Origin of the sequence: Nocardiopsis sp. NRRL B-16309, from assembly GCF_001279585.1 — a bacterium.
GTDB lineage: Bacteria > Actinomycetota > Actinomycetes > Streptosporangiales > Streptosporangiaceae > Nocardiopsis.
Genome location: NZ_LGEC01000062.1, coordinates 30,891 through 47,569, shown reverse-complemented (window position 1 = coordinate 47,569; position 16,679 = coordinate 30,891). Strand labels below are relative to the sequence as shown.

The 16,679-nt window shown below is 72.2% G+C and carries 17 protein-coding genes and 1 pseudogene; 11 read left to right on the top strand and 7 right to left on the bottom strand.

What is annotated here, in order from left to right:
• The 6 genes from ADL05_RS08810 to ADL05_RS31690 all read left to right on the top strand — a co-directional run bounded on the left by ADL05_RS08810 (nucleotide 1) and on the right by ADL05_RS31690 (nucleotide 4,668).
• Entirely contained in the window at nucleotides 1–558 is a 558-nt protein-coding gene (locus tag ADL05_RS08810; protein WP_053616385.1) for a DUF6879 family protein, read from the top strand.
• Nucleotides 555–1,394: a helix-turn-helix transcriptional regulator gene (locus ADL05_RS08805; protein WP_053616384.1), complete on the top strand. Its 840-nt coding sequence runs from the start codon at nucleotides 555–557 to the stop codon at nucleotides 1,392–1,394. Before ADL05_RS08810 ends, ADL05_RS08805 begins: the two co-directional genes overlap by 4 nt.
• 183 nt (nucleotides 1,395–1,577) lie before the next feature.
• Nucleotides 1,578–1,835: a hypothetical protein gene (locus tag ADL05_RS08800; protein WP_053616383.1), complete on the top strand. Its 258-nt coding sequence runs from the start codon at nucleotides 1,578–1,580 to the stop codon at nucleotides 1,833–1,835.
• A gap of 15 nt (nucleotides 1,836–1,850) precedes the next feature.
• Nucleotides 1,851–2,810, top strand: a complete 960-nt coding sequence (gene tgmB / locus ADL05_RS08795) for an ATP-grasp ribosomal peptide maturase (RefSeq protein WP_053616382.1) — start codon at nucleotides 1,851–1,853, stop codon at nucleotides 2,808–2,810.
• Nucleotides 2,807–3,961, top strand: a complete 1,155-nt coding sequence (locus tag ADL05_RS08790; protein ID WP_053616381.1) for a methyltransferase domain-containing protein — start codon at nucleotides 2,807–2,809, stop codon at nucleotides 3,959–3,961. The genes tgmB and ADL05_RS08790 overlap by 4 nt, the downstream gene beginning before the upstream one ends.
• Before the next feature lie 449 nt (nucleotides 3,962–4,410).
• Nucleotides 4,411–4,668: a GNAT family N-acetyltransferase gene (locus ADL05_RS31690; RefSeq protein WP_231640668.1), complete on the top strand. Its 258-nt coding sequence runs from the start codon at nucleotides 4,411–4,413 to the stop codon at nucleotides 4,666–4,668.
• A 169-nt stretch (nucleotides 4,669–4,837) separates the two neighbouring features.
• On the opposite strand, the gene ADL05_RS08780 is transcribed toward ADL05_RS31690, so the two are convergent.
• The 3 genes from ADL05_RS08780 to ADL05_RS08770 form a co-directional block, all read right to left on the bottom strand.
• Complete coding sequence (locus tag ADL05_RS08780; RefSeq protein WP_053616380.1) at nucleotides 4,838–7,024, bottom strand: PrsW family intramembrane metalloprotease; 2,187 nt, start codon at nucleotides 7,022–7,024, stop codon at nucleotides 4,838–4,840.
• 362 nt (nucleotides 7,025–7,386) lie between these two features.
• Entirely contained in the window at nucleotides 7,387–8,676 is a 1,290-nt protein-coding gene (locus ADL05_RS08775) for an isoprenylcysteine carboxylmethyltransferase family protein (RefSeq protein WP_231640667.1), read from the bottom strand.
• A complete protein-coding gene (locus ADL05_RS08770; RefSeq protein ID WP_369800911.1) occupies nucleotides 8,673–9,623 on the bottom strand; it encodes a hypothetical protein in 951 nt (316 codons plus the stop codon). Before ADL05_RS08770 ends, ADL05_RS08775 begins: the two co-directional genes overlap by 4 nt.
• Before the next feature lie 95 nt (nucleotides 9,624–9,718).
• On the opposite strand from ADL05_RS08770, the gene ADL05_RS08765 reads away from it, so the two are divergent.
• Nucleotides 9,719–10,393 (top strand): TetR/AcrR family transcriptional regulator, encoded by a 675-nt coding sequence (locus ADL05_RS08765; RefSeq protein WP_053616379.1) that lies wholly within the window; start codon nucleotides 9,719–9,721, stop codon nucleotides 10,391–10,393.
• Nucleotides 10,390–10,878, top strand: coding sequence for an NUDIX hydrolase (locus ADL05_RS08760; protein WP_053616378.1), 489 nt, complete (start codon nucleotides 10,390–10,392; stop codon nucleotides 10,876–10,878). The genes ADL05_RS08765 and ADL05_RS08760 overlap by 4 nt, the downstream gene beginning before the upstream one ends.
• A 6-nt stretch (nucleotides 10,879–10,884) precedes the next feature.
• Here the strand turns inward: ADL05_RS08760 and ADL05_RS08755 are convergent, their stop codons facing one another.
• The 4 genes and pseudogenes from ADL05_RS08755 to ADL05_RS08745 form a co-directional block, all read right to left on the bottom strand.
• Complete coding sequence (locus ADL05_RS08755; RefSeq protein ID WP_053616377.1) at nucleotides 10,885–11,793, bottom strand: hypothetical protein; 909 nt, start codon at nucleotides 11,791–11,793, stop codon at nucleotides 10,885–10,887.
• A 185-nt stretch (nucleotides 11,794–11,978) separates the two neighbouring features.
• Nucleotides 11,979–12,047: pseudogene (locus tag ADL05_RS32395) on the bottom strand (type II toxin-antitoxin system prevent-host-death family antitoxin); the annotation flags it as partial.
• A gap of 119 nt (nucleotides 12,048–12,166) precedes the next feature.
• Entirely contained in the window at nucleotides 12,167–13,660 is a 1,494-nt protein-coding gene (locus tag ADL05_RS08750; protein ID WP_053616376.1) for an NAD(P)H-hydrate dehydratase, read from the bottom strand.
• A 165-nt stretch (nucleotides 13,661–13,825) separates the two neighbouring features.
• Nucleotides 13,826–14,779: a DUF4352 domain-containing protein gene (locus tag ADL05_RS08745; RefSeq protein WP_082376205.1), complete on the bottom strand. Its 954-nt coding sequence runs from the start codon at nucleotides 14,777–14,779 to the stop codon at nucleotides 13,826–13,828.
• A 171-nt stretch (nucleotides 14,780–14,950) separates the two neighbouring features.
• Here ADL05_RS08745 and ADL05_RS08740 point away from each other — a divergent pair, with 171 nt between their 5' ends.
• From ADL05_RS08740 to ADL05_RS08730, 3 genes are read left to right on the top strand one after another with little or no spacing between them, the layout of a single operon-like run.
• On the top strand, nucleotides 14,951–15,313 hold the full coding sequence (locus tag ADL05_RS08740; RefSeq protein ID WP_053616375.1) for a hypothetical protein: 363 nt from the start codon (nucleotides 14,951–14,953) through the stop codon (nucleotides 15,311–15,313).
• Nucleotides 15,306–15,728 carry a hypothetical protein gene (locus ADL05_RS08735; RefSeq protein WP_053616374.1) on the top strand — a complete coding sequence of 141 codons (423 nt, stop codon included), beginning with the start codon at nucleotides 15,306–15,308 and terminating at the stop codon, nucleotides 15,726–15,728. Before ADL05_RS08740 ends, ADL05_RS08735 begins: the two co-directional genes overlap by 8 nt.
• 51 nt (nucleotides 15,729–15,779) lie before the next feature.
• Complete coding sequence (locus ADL05_RS08730; RefSeq protein WP_053616373.1) at nucleotides 15,780–16,634, top strand: sulfurtransferase; 855 nt, start codon at nucleotides 15,780–15,782, stop codon at nucleotides 16,632–16,634.
• Nucleotides 16,635–16,679: the final 45 nt, after the last annotated feature.

The window sequence follows — 16,679 nt, the reverse complement described above, 5'->3', positions numbered from 1 at the left end:
ATGCGCAGGCTGCTCACCGACGACGAGTTCGTCCGCCAGTTCTCTGAGTTCGAGGACACAGCTTGGAAGCTGGAGGTCCGTGACCGGTACAACGTCGTGGAGGAGGCCGAGGCCATTCAGCACTTCCTGGAAACCGGCGACCTCGGACGGGACGAGGACCATGCCCGCACGTCACCGTGGCACCGCAACGTCACCGCATCGCGCAAGGAGGGCAAGGTCTGGCAACGGGTTCGCGTCGTCTCGGAGCCGCTGAGCGACTACATCATGTGGGAACACGCCGTCACCCGCTTCAACCTTGATGCCGGAGAGGACATCCGCTGGCTTCCCCGCCACCACCCGGCCGTGAAGGACCTGCCCGAACTCGACTTCTGGCTCTTCGACAGCAAGTGGATCTGTGTCCTGCACTTCGACGACGATGACGTGCCCTATGAGCTCGAACGCATCGACGACCCCGCCACGGTGGCCCGGTACCGCCGGTGGCGGGACACTGCCTGGCACCATGCCATCGCGCACAACGAGTACGTCCCGAGCACGGTAAGCGGTTCAATACGCAGGTGACCTACAGCATTGACCGCGCCCGGCAGGATGTGGGCCGACGGCTCCGTGAGATACGCAGGTCGGCCGAGCTGACCGGTGTCCAGCTCGCGGAGTTGTTGTCATGGAGTCAGTCGAAGGTCTCCAAGATCGAGACCGGCCGCCAGACCCCCAGCACGGCGGAGATCAGGGACTGGGCCCGAGTCTGCGGCAGGAAGGACGCCACCGGCGACCTCATCACCCGGTTGAACGAGCTGGAGTCGATGTGGGTCGCCTGGAAGGACCAGCTTCACCACGGCCACAGCGGTATCCAAACGCGCATGGCCCTCGAAGAGGAACACGTCCGCGTCTTCCGCGTCTATGAATCGATGATCATCCCGGGTCTGCTCCAGACCCCTGGTTATGCCCGCGCCGTCCTGGAGGCGGCGAACCGCAGGGATGGGTCAGCGGCCGGTATCGAGGACGCGGTCGAACAACGGATGAGACGTCAGGAACTGCTCTACCGCCGCGACAAGCGCTTCCGCTTCGTCGTCGCCGAGGCCGCACTGCGCCACAGGCGGGGTGACCGCGACACCATGACCGCGCAGATGGATCGACTGCTCACCGTCGCCGAACTTTCCAACGTCTCCCTCGGAATCATCCCCTTTGACTCGTCTCCCCCCTATCTTCCTCTCCACGGATTTTGGGTGCAGGACAACACGTCCGTCGTGGTTGAAACGGTTTCCGCTGAACTCACACTCACTCATCAAAGCGAGATCGAGCAGTACCTCCACGTCTTCCAGATGGCCTCTGCGGGTGCCAGGTTCAACAGCGAGGCGAGGTCTCTGATCAGCGGATCTGTGAAGCGGTCCAGTCATTGACACGATGAGTGACGTGGGTGACTGGTACCAGCTCTATTCGGAGATATTCTCCAAGCGCTTCCGTCCTGAGTCTGCTGTCGAATAGATGAGCATCCCTGTGGCGCACCGACCTCACTCTTCCTACGTTGGTGCCCGGATTCACCGAAACGGATCCGCACGGAAAAGCCAAGGAAACCAGGAGCCATGCCCCTCACAGCAACCACTGACGTCACCCCGCCCGTTGAGGGCGCGTACCGCCCGTTCGGCCTGACCCGCTGCACCACCACAGAACCGGAGTCCGGCTACGACGTGTCCGGGATCGACTACGAGCCCGGCTCGCAGATGTCGGTGCGCGACGGCCGCCCCCTCATCGACCAGCCGATCCTGGGCACGGCCGTGCAGTGCACGGTAACCACCACCGAGGACATGCAGGCCTGGACCGACCAGGTCACCGACTCCTGAGACCGAAGGAGACCCGTGACCGTCCTGGTTCTGACACAACAGCTGGACCCCACGGCTGACCTGGTCATCCGAGAACTCCATCAGCGAGGCATACCGGTCTTCCGCTGCGATCCCGGGGACTTCCCGGAAGCCGTTGAGCTGGAGGCACACGTCTCGGTGACCGGAGCGGTCACGGGGGTCCTGCGCTCGGCAGAGCGGGAGGTCGATCTTGAGAAGGTCACCTCTGTGTACTACCGGCGCCCCACGCCACACCGGGCGCACTCCCGGTTGAACTCCACAGAGCAGACCTGGTCCGAGCGCGAGGCAGCGGCCGGGTTCGGCGGTGTTGTGACGACGCTCGGCTGCCGCTGGGTGAACCACCCCCACCGCAACATGGCCGTCGCACACAAACCCCACCAACTCGCCGCCGCCGCGCGCGCCGGCCTTACCGTCCCGGAAAGCCTGATCACCAACAACGCCGACGCAGCCCGGGACTTTGCCGAAGCACAGGGCAAGGCGGTCTACAAGGCGATGACAGGCGGCCCCGACACCGGTGGAGAAGCCAGGACCGCCAGTGCTCTGTACACGACGTTGGTGACCGCGGACGAGATCACCCCCGGCGTGGCGCGTACGGCGCACCTATTCCAAGCGTGGGTGGACAAAGCCTGCGAGGTCCGGCTGACCGTCGTCGGAGAACGGCTGTTCGCCGCGCGGATCGATGCGCGGAGCGCGAAGGCCCACGTTGATTGGCGAGCGGATTACCGAAATCTTGCCTACAGCCCGATCGAGCCGCCGAGCGGGGTGGGCCGGGCGGTCCACCGGCTGATGTCCGGCCTGCACCTCACCTTCGGAGCACTGGACTTCGTCGTCACCCCACATGGGCGATGGGTGTTCCTCGAACTGAATCCGAACGGGCAGTGGGGATGGATCCAGCTCGCTACCGGGCAACCCATCGCCGCCGCGATCGCCGACCAACTACAGGAAAGCAGCAGATGACGCGCTCACACACCCAGCGGCTCGGCCAGGCCGGGCACGCCGACCGGCTGGCGCAGGACTTGACCGACAAGGGCAGCCTGCGCTCTCCTCGGTGGCGGCACGCGTTCACTACCGTGCCCCGCCACCTGTTCGTCCCGGCCTTCCACGTGCGCACCCCGCAGGGCACGGTCTCGTACACCGACCGGACCCCGGGCTGGCTGGAGGCGATCTACACCGACGCCACCCTCATCACCGAGTTCTCACCCGAGGGCCTGGCCATCAGCTCCTCCACCGAACCCTCACTCATGGCGCTGATGCTCGAACACCTCCAGCTGGAGGACGGTATGCGGGTTCTGGAGGTAGGCACGGGGACCGGATACAACGCGGCCCTGTTGAGCGAGCGCCTCAGTTCCGCGCTGGTGACATCGATCGACCATGACGAGGCGCTGGTCGAGCAGGCCCGCGTGTCTCTGGCTGCCGCCGGGTACGGGCCTTCCGTCGCCGTGGCGGACGGCGCCCAGGGATATGCGCCGAGGGCTCCCTACGACCGGATTCTGGCCACCTGCGGTCTGGGGCGCGTCCCGGCCGCGTGGCTGGACCAACTGGACGAGGGCGGTCTGATCCTGGCCAACGTCGGGTTGGGACTGGCTCGGCTCCGCAAGCACGGGGACGGTTGTGTACGCGGGCGTTTCCTGCCCGACGCCGCTGGTTTCATGCGGCTGCGCTCCTCGTCGACACCGGGTGTTCCGACACTGGCCCAGGTGCTGTCCGCGACCGGGGGCGAACCCGACCGGGTGCGCCACATGGACGAGGTTCCTGGCCTGGACGACCACGCCATGTCCGAATTCTTCCTCTCCCTGCTGCTGCCTTTCGGGCTTCGGGTGGTCCAGCACAGGGAGGAGGGCGAGGTCCACTGTGTGCTGGGCTGCGCCCCAGGGGCCTGGGTACGGGCCGAGATCGACGAGCGTGGCAGAGCCGTGGTCGCCGAGGACGGGAAGGCTTCCTTCTGGGATGCCTTCTGCGGGCTGCTGCGTGACTGGGACGGCTCGGGACGTCCCGACATCGGCCGGTACGGACTCACCGTGGAAGGGAACGGCCGACACCGGCTGTGGCTCGATCGGCCGGACGGCCCGCACCGATGGGACCTGGACACGGCTTCGTCAGACCGCTGACGTTCCCGGGCGGTCGGTTCAGTAGTCGGTGCCGGAGAGTTCTACACCCATCGAGATCGACGGGTCTCCCGTCGCCGAAGAGACGACATCACCGACTACACACCCTTCAAGGAATCACATGAGTGACACCACCCCGCCTGTTCTGTGGGCGGAGTCCGACGGCGTGGCGCTCGGGCCGCTGCGCGCCGACCTGGCCCGCGAGTACTGGCGGTGGGAGAGCGACCCCGGCGCCGTCCTCGGCTACGGCAGGCAGGTACCCCAAAGCCCGGAGTCTCGCACCGAGGGCCTGGAGCACCAGCTGCGCGGGCCCCCGACCAGGCCAGGTTCACGATTTACAACGTGCGTGACGGGGACCCGAGGCCGGTGGGAATGGCGAGTCTGCTCATCGACCACCAGGTGCGCACCGCCGAATTCGTTCTCGTCATCGCCCCGAGGCCAGGGGCACGGGGGTGGGCACGACCGCGACCCGGCTGACTTTGGACTACGCCTTTCATATCATCGGACTGGAGATGGTGTGGTTGAAGGTCCTGGAGCCGAACGCCGCTGGACGACGCGCTTACGCCAAGGCCGGTTTCCAGGAGGTCGGCACGATGCGCAGCGCCGGGCAGTGGAGGGGCCGCCGGTGCGGCGAGGTGGTCATGGACGCGGTTCCGGAGGACTTCCCCGCCATCTCGGTATTCGAAGAGAAAGACGAACGTCTCCTCTGACAGTTCCGAAGGCTGAACCCCACGGCTGACCTGGTCATCCGAGAACTCCATCAGCGAGGCATACCGGTCTTCCGCTCGATCCCGGGAACTTCCCGATCCGCCCGGACAAGGACGTGATCGAGATCCATTCGATCCGCCACCGTCGGGACGCGTACCGGGCCTGAGCGGGTCAGCGGACCAGGAGGCGGTCCACCCCACGCGGCAGGGCCAGGCCGACCAGGCCCGGCAGCGCGTAGCCGACCTGCCCGGGGGCGAGCATGCCCAGGATCGCGCCCGTGTTGGCGGTGGGCGCGCGCAGGAACTCGCGCATCCGCGGGTGGGCGTGCGGCACGGCGTTGCCGGTCGTCAGCAGGCTCACCACCGCTACCAGCGCCACCACGGCCCACACGACCCCGTCCTGCTCGCCCAGCCAGGTCTGGAGCCGGGCCACCGCCACCAGGGCGTAGGCGGGGGTGTCGGCGCCTGCCCCGGTGACCGGGGGCAGGACCGCGGCGGCCGGGAGGGCGGCCAGCATGAGCGCCGCCGCGGCGGCCGCGGTGATCCCCCCGGTCGCGGCCAGGCCGAGCCGGATGGCCAGCTCGCGCGCGGTGCGGGTCAGGGTTTCCTGAGCGGGGTAGGGGCGCCAGGGCCGCCCCTCGGAGCGGGCCTCGCCCATGGCGCTGGCCCTCCGGTGTCGCACGAAGCGCCAGGTGTCGCACAGGACCCCCGGCCCCCGGCGGGCCGCGATCGTGGCGGCGGCCAGCTCGTGCGCGATCGAGGACAGCATGGTCGCCAGGGTGACCGGCAGGTCGATCCACGACAGCGCGATCCGGCGGAACAGCGGCGCGATGTCGGCGGGTACCCGCACGCGCATCGCGATCGAGCGGCCCCACGCCCAGCGGCGCAGCCGGGCCAGGGGCGGCTGCCCGGGCAGCGGCGGTGTGCTCTCGGCGGCGGTACCGATCATCCGGTAGTCCATCGCGACCGCGCACAGCAGGAGCAGGAGCAGCAGCCACGGGGTGAGCACGCCGCCGCCGAGGACGGCGAAGACCGCGTCGGTGGCCCAGTGCAGGCTCGCGCCGGAGAGCACCGCGTTGAGGTTGAGGTGTTCCAGGACGGCGGTGGCCAGCGCGAGCGGGGGCAGCAGCCAGAGCCAGGCACCGTAGCGGCGGCCGACGATGGCCAGCCCGAGCGCGGCGCCGACCAGGCCGGTGGTCACGGCGTGCCCGGAGAAGACGGCGAGGACGCCGCCGTCCGGGGCGTAGACGACGGATCCGCCGGGCAGGAGCAGGCCGTTTCCACCGGTGTGGCCGCCCTCCATCAGCGCCACCTCGGTCAGCAGTCGTTCGGCGAGCTGGAATCCGGCTCCGGAGGCCGCCGCCAGCAGCAGGAAGTCGGTGGCCGCCAGGCGGCGCGCCCGGCGCCGGGCCACGAGCGGCAGGAGCAGCAGCGGCGCGAGCTTGCCGAGTTCCTCCACGGGCACCGCGACGTAGGTGTAGGCGAGGACACCGTAGGGGTCGGCCCCCAGGAACCGCACGAGCGCGGACTCGGCGAGGGCGACCGGCCACAGCAGGGCGGCGCCGAGGGCGACCACCCGCAGCAGGGTCGCGAAGGAGACGGTGCGCGAGCGCGAGAGCCAGGCCAGCTGGAAGAGCAGCAGGTACGTGAGTGCCAGCACGGGAAGGACGGGTCGCAGGGCGGGCGCGGCCAGGGGTACGGCGAGCAGGGCGACGAGCATGAGCCACCCCCAGGAGCCGCGGAGCACGCGCAGGCCGCGCACGGCCCGCGGGGAGCGCTCGCGGGCGCGGTCGGCGGCGCGGGACAGGCGTTCGGCGAGGTCCGGTCCGGGCCCGCGCGGGGTGCGGGCGTGGCGGGCACCGGGCTCGACGCAGTGGTAGAGCTGCGCGGCGCGGGTGAGGACCGCGCCGCCCTCCGCGCGTGCCCGGGCGGCGAAGTGGGCGCGGGCCTGGGGGATGTCGGCCCCGACGAGTTCGCGGACGAAGTCGGGCGGGCCGGCCGCCACGGTGAGTTCGTCGGCGTCGACCAGGACGGCGGCGGAGAAGTCCTCGACACAGACGAGGAAGTCGGTGGGCGTGGGCCCCCACCCCCGGATGAGGTCGACCAGGGTGTCGGTGTCGAGGGGGACCTCGGTGACGGCTTCGTAGGAGAACTCGGGGCGGGTCCGGCAGACGAGGAGGCGGTCCACGCCCATCGAGCGCCCGGCGGCGACGATCGCGCGGACGAGGTTGCGGTCGCGGGGCACGAGGAAGGGGGTGGTGACCTTGCCGCCGGCCCGGATCCACTGGGGATCGAGCTCGGTCGGACCGGCACAGACGCGCAGGACGAGGTCCCGCGCGAGCATGGCCTGTTCTTCCATGGGAGTCCTCGTGCCGTCCGGGGGGTGAGCGCGTCGGGGGCCGAGGGTCGGCCCCGACCGAGCATAACGGCGCGGGACGCGGCGGCGGCAGGCGGTGTACGGGCCCGGGCGGTGGCCGGCAGCCGGTCGCGTCCGTCCCCACGGCCTCCCGCAGGGGAAGGCCCGCGCGGCCGCCGCCACACGGTCTGTCCCGCGCGGCCGCCGCCACGAGGCCGGTCCCACGCGGTCCGTCCCTCACGGCCGCCGCGCTCACGGGAAGGCCCGCACGGCCGATCCCCACGCGGTCCTTCCCACGCAGTCGGTCGCAGGCCGGTCCCTCACGGCCGTCCCCCTGACACGACGCCCGCGCCCCCGGCCGTCGCTCAGACGCGCTCGCCGTGCCCGGTCTCCGGGACGGCTGTGCGCGGGGCGCGGGAGGGCCGCGGACCGGCGCCGAAGACGTCCGCGCACACCTGGGCGAACTGACGCGGACCGGGCAGGTCGAGGGCCCAGCCGGTGAGCGCCCACCCCAGGTGGAGGTGCTCCAGCGCCCGGGCGACGGCGGACACACCGCTCCAGCGCGAGCCGTCGGGAGTCTCGTAGGTGACGCGGTAGAGGACCTCGGGGTGCCCGGCCGCGGGCCGCAGTTCCAGCGCGACGGGTGAGCGGGCGGCGATCCAGGCGCCGAGGCCCCTGCACACGGCGCAGTCCTCGGCGACGTAGAGGACACCGGGGGTGCGGCCCGGCCAGGGCCGCCACCGGGGCAGCCAGGGGCGCACGGCCGACCGGTAGTCGGTCCACCGGCGTCCGAACGCCGCGCGCAGCTGGCCGTCCTCGTGCCAGTCGGCGAACCCGGCGCCGTAGACGAGTGCGCTCAGGCCCAACAGGAGCAGGGCGGGTTCGCGCAGGAGCACGGCGAGCACCGCGTAGACGGCCACCATCGAGGTCTGCATGGGGTTGCGCAGGTAGGCGTAGGGCCCGCTGGTGACCAGGTGGACGGGCGGGTCGTAGGGCAGCGGGGTGCCAGCGCCCACGCGCGCGAACTCGCGGGCGGCGGCCAGGCCGGGCAGCCCGGCGAGCGCGACGGCCTGGGCCCCGGCGAACACGGTGGAGCCGCTGGGGACGACGCCGAGCACGAACACGGGCAGCACCACCATCAGCCCGAACGCGAGTCCGGCCTGGACCCACACCCGCGCGTGGACGAGCTGGCCCTCGCGGGTCCAGTACGCGAGCAGCAGCGCGGGGATCAGGCACACGACCGCTCCGGCGAACTCGCCGACCAGCCACAGCCGACTGAGGTCCACCACGGGCGCGGCGAGCGGCATGAGCAGGATGTCGGCCCAGACCAGCAGGGCGGTGAGCAGCGGGACGGGGAGCACGCGCAGCAGCAGGGCCGGAAGCGGGCCCCACAGGACGACCCAGGCGACGACGAGGTCCACGGGCATCCCCAGCCACATGCCGCCATCGGCGTGGAAGGTCCACCAGCCGAGGCGCAGGGCGACCAGGTTGAGCGGCAGCAGGGTGAGCAGGGCCCAGGCGCCGGAGACGATCATGGCCGCGGTCTCCCGGCGGGAGGGCACGCGCCAGGAGCACAGCGCCACGAGCGCGAGGAGGGGGCCGAACAGGCCCAGGCCGCGGACCAGGGTGGCGTGGAGTTCGGTGTCGGCGATCACCGGGCCTGCTCCTCGGCGGTGGTCCCGAAGGTGGCGGCGAGGTACTCGGCGGCCAGCCCGGTGGCGTAGGCCTGGAGCGGGCCGAAGTACCAGGAGGGCTCGTAGGTGCGCTCGTAGTCGATGGTCCAGTCGAGCCGGGTGCCGCCGTCGGCCTCCGACCACGACGCCCGCGCCCCGCGCATGTCCATCCAGCCGGAGAAGGCGGTGTCCTCGACGACGTCGAAGACGACCCGGCCGCCGTCGGGTCCCACTCTGCTCTGCGCCACCACCAGCTCCATGTGGCGCGGGGTGGGCTCGTCGCCGATCCCGAGGGTGGTGCGCGGCGTGAAGTGGACGACGCGGGTGTCACCGACCTCCAGGCCCTCCCCCTCGGCCCGCACGGGCTCGGGGAAGGGGACCGCGCGCAGGAAGAGGGCCTCGAACGCGCCGTACTCGGGCGGCGCGGCCAGTGCGGCGGCGACCTCGCCCGGCGCGGCGTCGATCACGCGCTCACCGGTGCCCTGGTCGGCCCTGGGCAGGATCGTGGTGCCGCCGACGCCCTCCAGCGTCAGGACGAAGAGCACGGGCACGAACAGCAGGGCGTGCCGTGATCCGGAGCCGCCCCGGGCGATGGCGGAGCAGAGCGCGGCGACCAGGGCGACGACCCCGAAGATCAGCGGCGCCGCCAGGAGCAGGCACACCATGCCCTCGGCGAGCAGGGGGCCGGACATGGCGAGCACGAGCGCGGTGACGGCCATGGCCGCCCCGACGCCGGTCCTCGGCCGCGCGGTGAACACGATCAGGAGCGCGATGGTGGCGGGAAGGCCCAGGTAGAACAGCGCGGTCTGGTCCAGGCCGCCCCAGCTGGTGACGCGCAGGACCACCAGTCCGGCGAAGACGAGTCCGACGATCACGGCCAGGATCCAGCGCTCCCGCATGCCGATGGGCCGCTCGGGGGATGTCTGCACGGGCGCTCCTTGATCATTTGATTCAACCGCTCGATTTAATCACTTGATTAAAGCGTATGATGAACCGCGACCGGAGAGCAAGGGGCGGGGATTCGATGGCCAAGGGCGGCGGACGGCGCACGAGCGAGGAGACCAGGGAGCGGCTGCTGGCGGCGGCGACCGCGACGCTGCGCGAGGAGGGGTACGCGGGGGCGTCGGCGCGCGCCATCGCCACGCGCGCGGAGGCCAACTCGGCGCTGGTCTTCTACCACTTCGGCGGCGTCGACCAACTGCTTCTGGCGGCCCTGGACCGCTCCAGCGCCGAGCGCCTGGCGATGTACCGGGAGCTCACCGCGAAGGCGCGCACGTTCGAGCAGCTGGTGGAGGCGGCGACCGAGATCTACCGGACCGACCTGGAGCGCGGGTACATGGCGGAGTTCACCGAGCTGGTCGCGGCCGCGGTGTCCAAGCCGGAGCTGCGCCCCGAGATCCGCGACCGCGCCGAGCCGTGGATCGCGTTCATCGAGGGCGAGTGGAACCGCGTCCTGGGCGGCTCGGCGCTCGGCCGGATGCTGCCCGCGCGCGAGGTCGCCTACGGGGCGATCACGTTCTATCTGGGCGTCAACCTGTTCTCCGTCCTGGACGAGGACCACTCCCGCACCGAGGCCGTGTTCGAGCTGGCCCAGGTCCTCGCCCCGCGCGCGAAGCTGATCACCCTGCGGCTGCCCGCCTGGGGCCGGCGCGACGACGCCGTAGGGTGGCCGACGGACGACGAGGAGGAGGACGCATGACGGGCATCACGGTGGCTCCCGGGATCGGGTTCCCAGACACCTCCGACGGGCGCACCCACGTGGCGGGCGCGATCATCGCCGATCCGGAGGGCCGGATCTTCGCCCAGCGCCGCTCCCCCACCCGCAAGGTGTTCCCGCACTGCTGGGACATCGTCGGCGGACACGTCGAACCGGGCGAGACCATGTTGGAGGGCCTGGCGCGCGAGGTCGCCGAGGAGACCGGCTGGCGGCTGGCCGAGGTGGTCGCGGAGCTGTACCGCCTGGACTGGGACCCGGGCGACGGGCTGACCAGGCACGAGGTCGACTACCTGGTCCGCGTCGAGGGCGACCTGTCCGCGCCCCGGCTGGAGGCGGACAAGCACACCGAGTACATGTGGGTGGACGAGTCGCTGGTCGACCGGCTGCACGACCACCGCGACCCGGGCGAGTACTTCATCGCCGACATCGTGCGCCTGGGCCTGGCCGCCGCCCGGCCGGCGGCCTGACAGGGGTCACATCGGGCTGAGGAGGTACAACGACACCCCCAGCCACACCTGCCACAGGCCCTTGTCCGGGCCGGGGTGCGTCACGGTGTCGCGGTACAGCGGACCCTCGGGGAGGGTGGAGCGGACCTCGTCGGCGAACGCCCTGATCCGTTCGGCCGCCTGCCGTTCGCCCGCGGCCGGTCCGCGGGGCAGCAGGACGGAGCTCTCCCGGCCGTCCGCCAACCGGACGCGCACGCCCCGGTCCGAGCGGACCTCGGCGATGAGCTCGACGGGGATCGACAACCGCTGCCCGCCGCCCTGAACGGTGACGTGCGTGCCGTCCAGCCGGACCCACGAGAAGAGGCTCGCGCCCAGGACCTGGCCGCCGATCCATGACAGGGCGACGAGCACGACGAGGATCCCGAGGGCCCGGACCCAGTCCGCGGCGCTCTCCGCGTCGTGCGGCATCTGGGCGCCGAGCCAGAAAGTGCACCACAGCAGCACCGCGACGATCAAACACCCGGCGATCGTCACGGGACGGTTGCGCACGGTCCGCGGCCGGGGTCGGGGCGCCTCCGGGTGCCGGGGATCGAGGCGCCGGTCGGGGTCGCGCCCTCTGCGGTACATGTCCAGCTGCCCGCCCGGAGTACCCGCCAGCCCCCACATCAGCACGGGCAGGCACAGGGCGAGATCGGCCGACGTGACCTCCTCGGACTGGACCAGCACGAGCAGGACGCCGCCGCTGGCCAGCCACCAGCGCGCGTAGGACCAGCCCATGGTGGAAGCGACGAGCGTCTGCCGCAGCCGAAGGGGGACGTCCTCCCGCCAGTCCTCGCCGCGGTCACGCGCGATGCGGCGGAACTCCAGCGAGAGGGCGAGGAACAGACCCGCGAGGGCGGGGAGGGCGACGGGGTGGATCGACCAGGAGGAGAGCACGGGGGATGCCTGTCCGAAGGGGGGAACGGAGTACCAGCCTCCCACGGGGCGGTCACGAGCCCTCGACCGGACGCACGTCGACCGGGTCGTGACCGGCTTCCAGCCGTCCGATGTCGGTCACCAGGCGACGCGTTCTCCGGGCCCCTGAGCGGATAGGCGGTCCCCCGCGACGACTCGTACTCGGCCAGGGCGACCAGGACCACCGGTTCTCGGCCCGTCCGAGTGATCACGACCTCCTCTCGGTCCTCGACCATCGCGTCGAGTGTCGTGCGAGGTTCGCGCGTGATTGCGAGTAGCTCATGGTTCTCATGGACCCCTCGCTGTCGCGATAGGGATGCCCTGCGCGCCGACCGTGCGCGGCCGACCTCTCGCGTCATCGGGCCCGCAGGGTCTCCTTGACGGCGAGGGGGAGGGCGTCCAGCAGGTCGCTCGCGCTGATCGGCGCGCCGTCGCGGGCCAGGTGCGCCGCGCGTCCGTGCAGGTAGGCGCCGGACATCGCCGCCTCGTAGGCGGGCAGTCCGGCGGCCAGGAGGGCTCCGACCATCCCCGAGAGCACGTCGCCGGTCCCCGCGGTCGCCAGCAGGGGCGTTCCCGTGGGGTTGACCGCGAGGGGGAGCCCCGGCTGGGCGATGACCGTGGTGGAGCCCTTGAGCAGCACCGTGCACCCGAACTCCTCCGCGGCGCGCGCGGCGTGCTCGGTCCGCCGCGCCTCGACGTCCTGGCGCTCGACCCCGAGCAGCCGGGCGAGCTCGCCCGCGTGCGGCGTCAGCAGGGTGTGCCCGTCGCGCTCGCGCAGGGTGTCGGCGAGCGGGCTGCCGCCGCTGCCGCTGAGGAGTGTGAGCCCGTCGGCGTCGATGAGCACCGGGCGGTCGCTCTCCAGCACGGCGCGGAGCTCGTCGGCGTTGGACGGGTGCGTGCCGCGGCCCGGGCCGATGACGACCGCCGCGACCCGTCCTGGAGCGAGATCGGTGGTGCTCTGGGGGTCGTGGACGCTGGCCACGGTCTCCGGCCAGCGCGCGAGGACCTGGTCGACCGCCTCCTGCGCGCCCCCGTAGCGCACCATGCCCACGCCCGTGCGCAGGGCGCCGCCGACGCACAGCACGGCCGCGCCACGGTACCGGTCGGATCCGGCGCGCACGTCGAGGACGCCACGGCGGTACTTGTCGGAGTCACCGCCCGGGGCCGGAAGCAGGGACGCGACGTCCACAGCCTGTGGACGGACCGCGGCCGCGCCCGGCAGCTCCGGGGCGAGTCCGATGTCCACGAACACCACCCGCCCGGCCCGGCCCGCTCCCGGATCCACGAACAGGCCCGGCTTGTGCGTGCCGAAGGTGACGGTGACGTCGGCGCGGACGGCGACGCCCCCGACCTCGCCGGTGTCGGCGTCCACCCCGCTTGGCAGGTCCACCGCGACCACCGGGGCGGGGGCGTTCTCCGCCAGCAGCGCCAGGGCGGCGTGCGGCTCGCGCAGCCCGCCGCGACCGCCGATGCCCAGGAGCCCGTCGACGATCAGGTCCGCGTCGAACAGGTCGGTGTCGTCGGCCGTGGCGTCGGTGAAGCGGTGGACGCGCCCGCCGGCCGCCCGCAGCGCCGCGGCGCCGCCCTCGTGGACGCCGTCCCCGGCGAGCAGGGCACGCACCGCCGCGCCGCGCGCGGCCAGGAAGGACCCCGCGTAGAGCGCGTCGCCGCCGTTGTCCCCGCTTCCCACCAGCAGGACGACGCTCGAGCCGTACACGCGGGGCAGCAGCCGGGCGCACTGCCCGGCGAGACCGGTCGCGGCCCGGCGCATCAGCGCCCCCTCGGGCAGTCGTGCCATGAGGGCGTGTTCGGCTGCGCGGACGACACTGACGGAGTGCGCGGATTCCATGTGGGACCTCCCGGGTGGGTGCGACACCATCGTGCCGCACTCGGGGCACGCCGGGACGGGCTGACACGGGCCGCGAAGCGGATCGCCCGGGTGTCCGGCCATCCATGGGACGGGCGCCGGGGACGGACGAGAACGTCCGGCCCCGGCGCCCGGTGCGGCGGTGGGTCAGGAGACCTCGGCGACGGCGAGCGGTTCGTTCTGGCCGTACAGGGGCTGGAGTTCGACCTGGACGACGTCGACCTCGCCCACCAGCGCGATCTGTCCGGACACGCTGTCGCCGGGGGCGAGGGTGACGACCTCGATCTGGTCGATGTCGGCGAACAGGGTCTCGCCCCATTCGTTCACCGACGAGCCGTCGGCGAGGGTCGCCGTGATGTAGAGCGGGTTGACCTCGATGTCCTCGTCGGAGCCGTTCTCGATCGTGACGTCGATCGCCGTGTACACGGCCTCCTCGTCCAGGACGTCACCCGTGGTGCCGGCGTCCGAGGCGGTCATGGTGACGCCGGAGTCGGTGACCTCCGGCTCCTCCTCCACGGGCTCCTCCGTGTCCTCCTCGACGCCCTCCTCGGCCTCCTCCGCCTGGGTCGACGACTCCGCGGCGGGCGGCGACGAGGGATCGGACGAGCTCGCGCCCCTGGCGATCAGGAATCCGACGACCACGAGGACGACGAGGATCACCAGGCATCCGCCGCCGACGCCGATGCCGACCTTGGCTCCGGTGGACATGCCCTGCTTGGGCGGCGCGCCGTAGTCAGCGCCGTGGTTGGGGTCGCCGCCGGGAGGACCGTAGTTGGGGTCACCACCGGGCGGGCCGTACGGAGGCTGACCGCCTGGACCGTACGGAGGCTGCCCGCCGGGAGGCCCGTACGGAGGCTGACCGCCGGGCGCGCCGTAGTGGGGGTCGCCGCCGGGAGGACCGTAGTTCGGGTCCCCGCCCTGCGGACCGTAGTTCGGGTCGCCGCCGGGAGGCCCGTACGGGGGCTGCCGCGGACCGTGGTTGGGGTCACCACCGGGCGGGCCGAAGCCGGGGGTGCCGCCGGACGGCCCGTACGGAGGCTGCCCGCCGGACTGCCCGAAGGGCGGTTCCTGCGGACCCGACGGGTTCTGGGGATAGGACACGGGCGTGCTCCGGATCTCGGGAAACGGGGGGCGTGGGGGACGCACCGGACCACACTGACACTACCTCGCGAACCGGACACCCGACCGGCCCCGGCCGGGTACTACGCTTTGTCGTAGAACAGGTGTTCCGCCGCCACGGGCGGGACGTCACGACTTTCCGGTGGAGGCGGCGTGGTCGACTGGCTGACCATGACGATTCAGATGGCGGCGCTCGGTATGGCGGGCTGGTGCCTGGTCTCGACCTTCCGGGACCAGCCCATGGTCGTCCCCCACCTCGTCGGCGTGGCCGTGCTCTGGCTCCTGGTCATCGGCCAGGCCGTCGTCTCCGTGGTCGCCATCGCGGGCGGGGACCGCCCCGACCAGACGGCGATGTTCGTCTCCTACCTCGCCACCGTCGTGCTCCTGCCCCCGGCCTGCGCCGTGTGGGGCTTCATGGAGCGCAGCAAGTGGGGCCCCGCCGTCATCGCCTTCGCCTGCCTGGTCCTGCCCGTCCTCATGGTCCGCCTCGAACAGCTCTGGAACCCCGTTGTCTGACGCCACGGCCTCCGCCGACCGGACCCTGCGCACCGGCCCCGGACGGCTCCTCGTCGCCGTCTACGGGGTGTTCGCCCTCGCCGCCACCGCTCGCGGCGGCTACCAGCTCGCCACCCGGTTCGACGAGGCACCGCTGGCCTACGGGCTGTCCCTGCTCGCCGGCATCATCTACCTCGTCGCCGCCGTCGGCCTGGCCCGCGCCGGACGGACCTCGCGCGGCGTCGCGTTCGTCTCGTGCGCCGTCGAACTCGTCGGCGTGCTCACGGTGGGCGTGACCAGCCTCCTGGCGCCCGGCGCCTTCCCCGACGACACCGTGTGGTCGAACTTCGGCAGCGGCTACCTCTTCGTCCCCCTCGTCCTGCCGGTGCTCGGCCTGTGGTGGATCCTGCGCGTTCACCGCATGGACCACCGCTGACCAGGCCCCACCTCTCCCCGAGCCCCCGGGTCCGGTACTAGGGTGGCGCCCATGTCCGAAACCCTGTCCCTCCCGGTCGCCGTCTCGGCCGACTGGCTCCGCGACCACCGCGACCAGGTGGTCCTCGTCGACTCCCGCTGGTACCTCGACGGCCGCTCCGGACGCGACGCCTACCGCGCCGGACACCTGCCCGGCGCCGTGTTCACCGACGTGGACGCCGACCTCGCCGCGCCCGCGAGCCCCGAGGGCGGCCGCCACCCGCTGCCCGCCCCAGAGGACTTCGCCGCCGCCCTGGGCCGACTCGGCATCGGCGACGACGCGGCGGTGGTGGTCTACGACGACGCCGGCGGTTCCGTGGCCGCGCGCCTGGTGTGGCTGCTGCGCGTGCTGGGCACCCCCGCTGCCATCCTCGACGGCGGCCTCCAGGCCTGGGACGGCCCGTGGGAGGAGGGCGAGACCACTCCGGAACCGGTCGAGCGCACTCCCCTGCCGTGGCCGTCCGACCGGATCGCCGACACCGACACCGTGCGCGCCGCGACCGGCGACCGCGCGGCCCTGCTCCTGGACGCCCGCGTGCACGGGCGCTTCACCGGCGAGCAGCCCGCCCCCGTGGACGCCCGCCCCGGGCACGTGCCCGGCGCCCGCAGCGCCGCCTGGCCCGACAACCTCGACGACGAGGGCTTCCTGGCGGCCCCGGAGGCCCTGCGCGCCCGTTTCGCCGCCCTGGGCGCGGACTCCGCCGAGACCATCACCGCCTACTGCGGCTCGGGCGTCACCGCCTGCCACGACCTCCTCGCGCTGGAGCACGCCGGGTACACCGGCGCGCGCCTGTACCCGGGGTCCTGGAGCCGCTGGGGCGCCGACACCTCCCTGCCCGTGGAGACCGGTGATCCCGCCGGGGCCTGACGGCCGGTCCGCCCGGTGCTCCGGTACCGCACCGGCCTTCCCGTA

What these genes read in the sequence shown, in the direction of transcription:
- ADL05_RS08760 (WP_053616378.1), top strand. Translation starts at nt 10,390, where the DNA reads ATGACGGGCATCACGGTGGCTCCCGGGATCGGGTTCCCAGACACCTCC.
- ADL05_RS08730 (WP_053616373.1), top strand. Translation starts at nt 15,780, where the DNA reads ATGTCCGAAACCCTGTCCCTCCCGGTCGCCGTCTCGGCCGACTGGCTC.
- ADL05_RS08790 (WP_053616381.1), top strand. Translation starts at nt 2,807, where the DNA reads ATGACGCGCTCACACACCCAGCGGCTCGGCCAGGCCGGGCACGCCGAC.
- ADL05_RS08800 (WP_053616383.1), top strand. Translation starts at nt 1,578, where the DNA reads ATGCCCCTCACAGCAACCACTGACGTCACCCCGCCCGTTGAGGGCGCG.
- ADL05_RS08765 (WP_053616379.1), top strand. Translation starts at nt 9,719, where the DNA reads ATGGCCAAGGGCGGCGGACGGCGCACGAGCGAGGAGACCAGGGAGCGG.
- ADL05_RS08750 (WP_053616376.1), bottom strand. Translation starts at nt 13,660, where the DNA reads ATGGAATCCGCGCACTCCGTCAGTGTCGTCCGCGCAGCCGAACACGCC.
- ADL05_RS08780 (WP_053616380.1), bottom strand. Translation starts at nt 7,024, where the DNA reads ATGGAAGAACAGGCCATGCTCGCGCGGGACCTCGTCCTGCGCGTCTGT.
- ADL05_RS08810 (WP_053616385.1), top strand. Translation starts at nt 1, where the DNA reads ATGCGCAGGCTGCTCACCGACGACGAGTTCGTCCGCCAGTTCTCTGAG.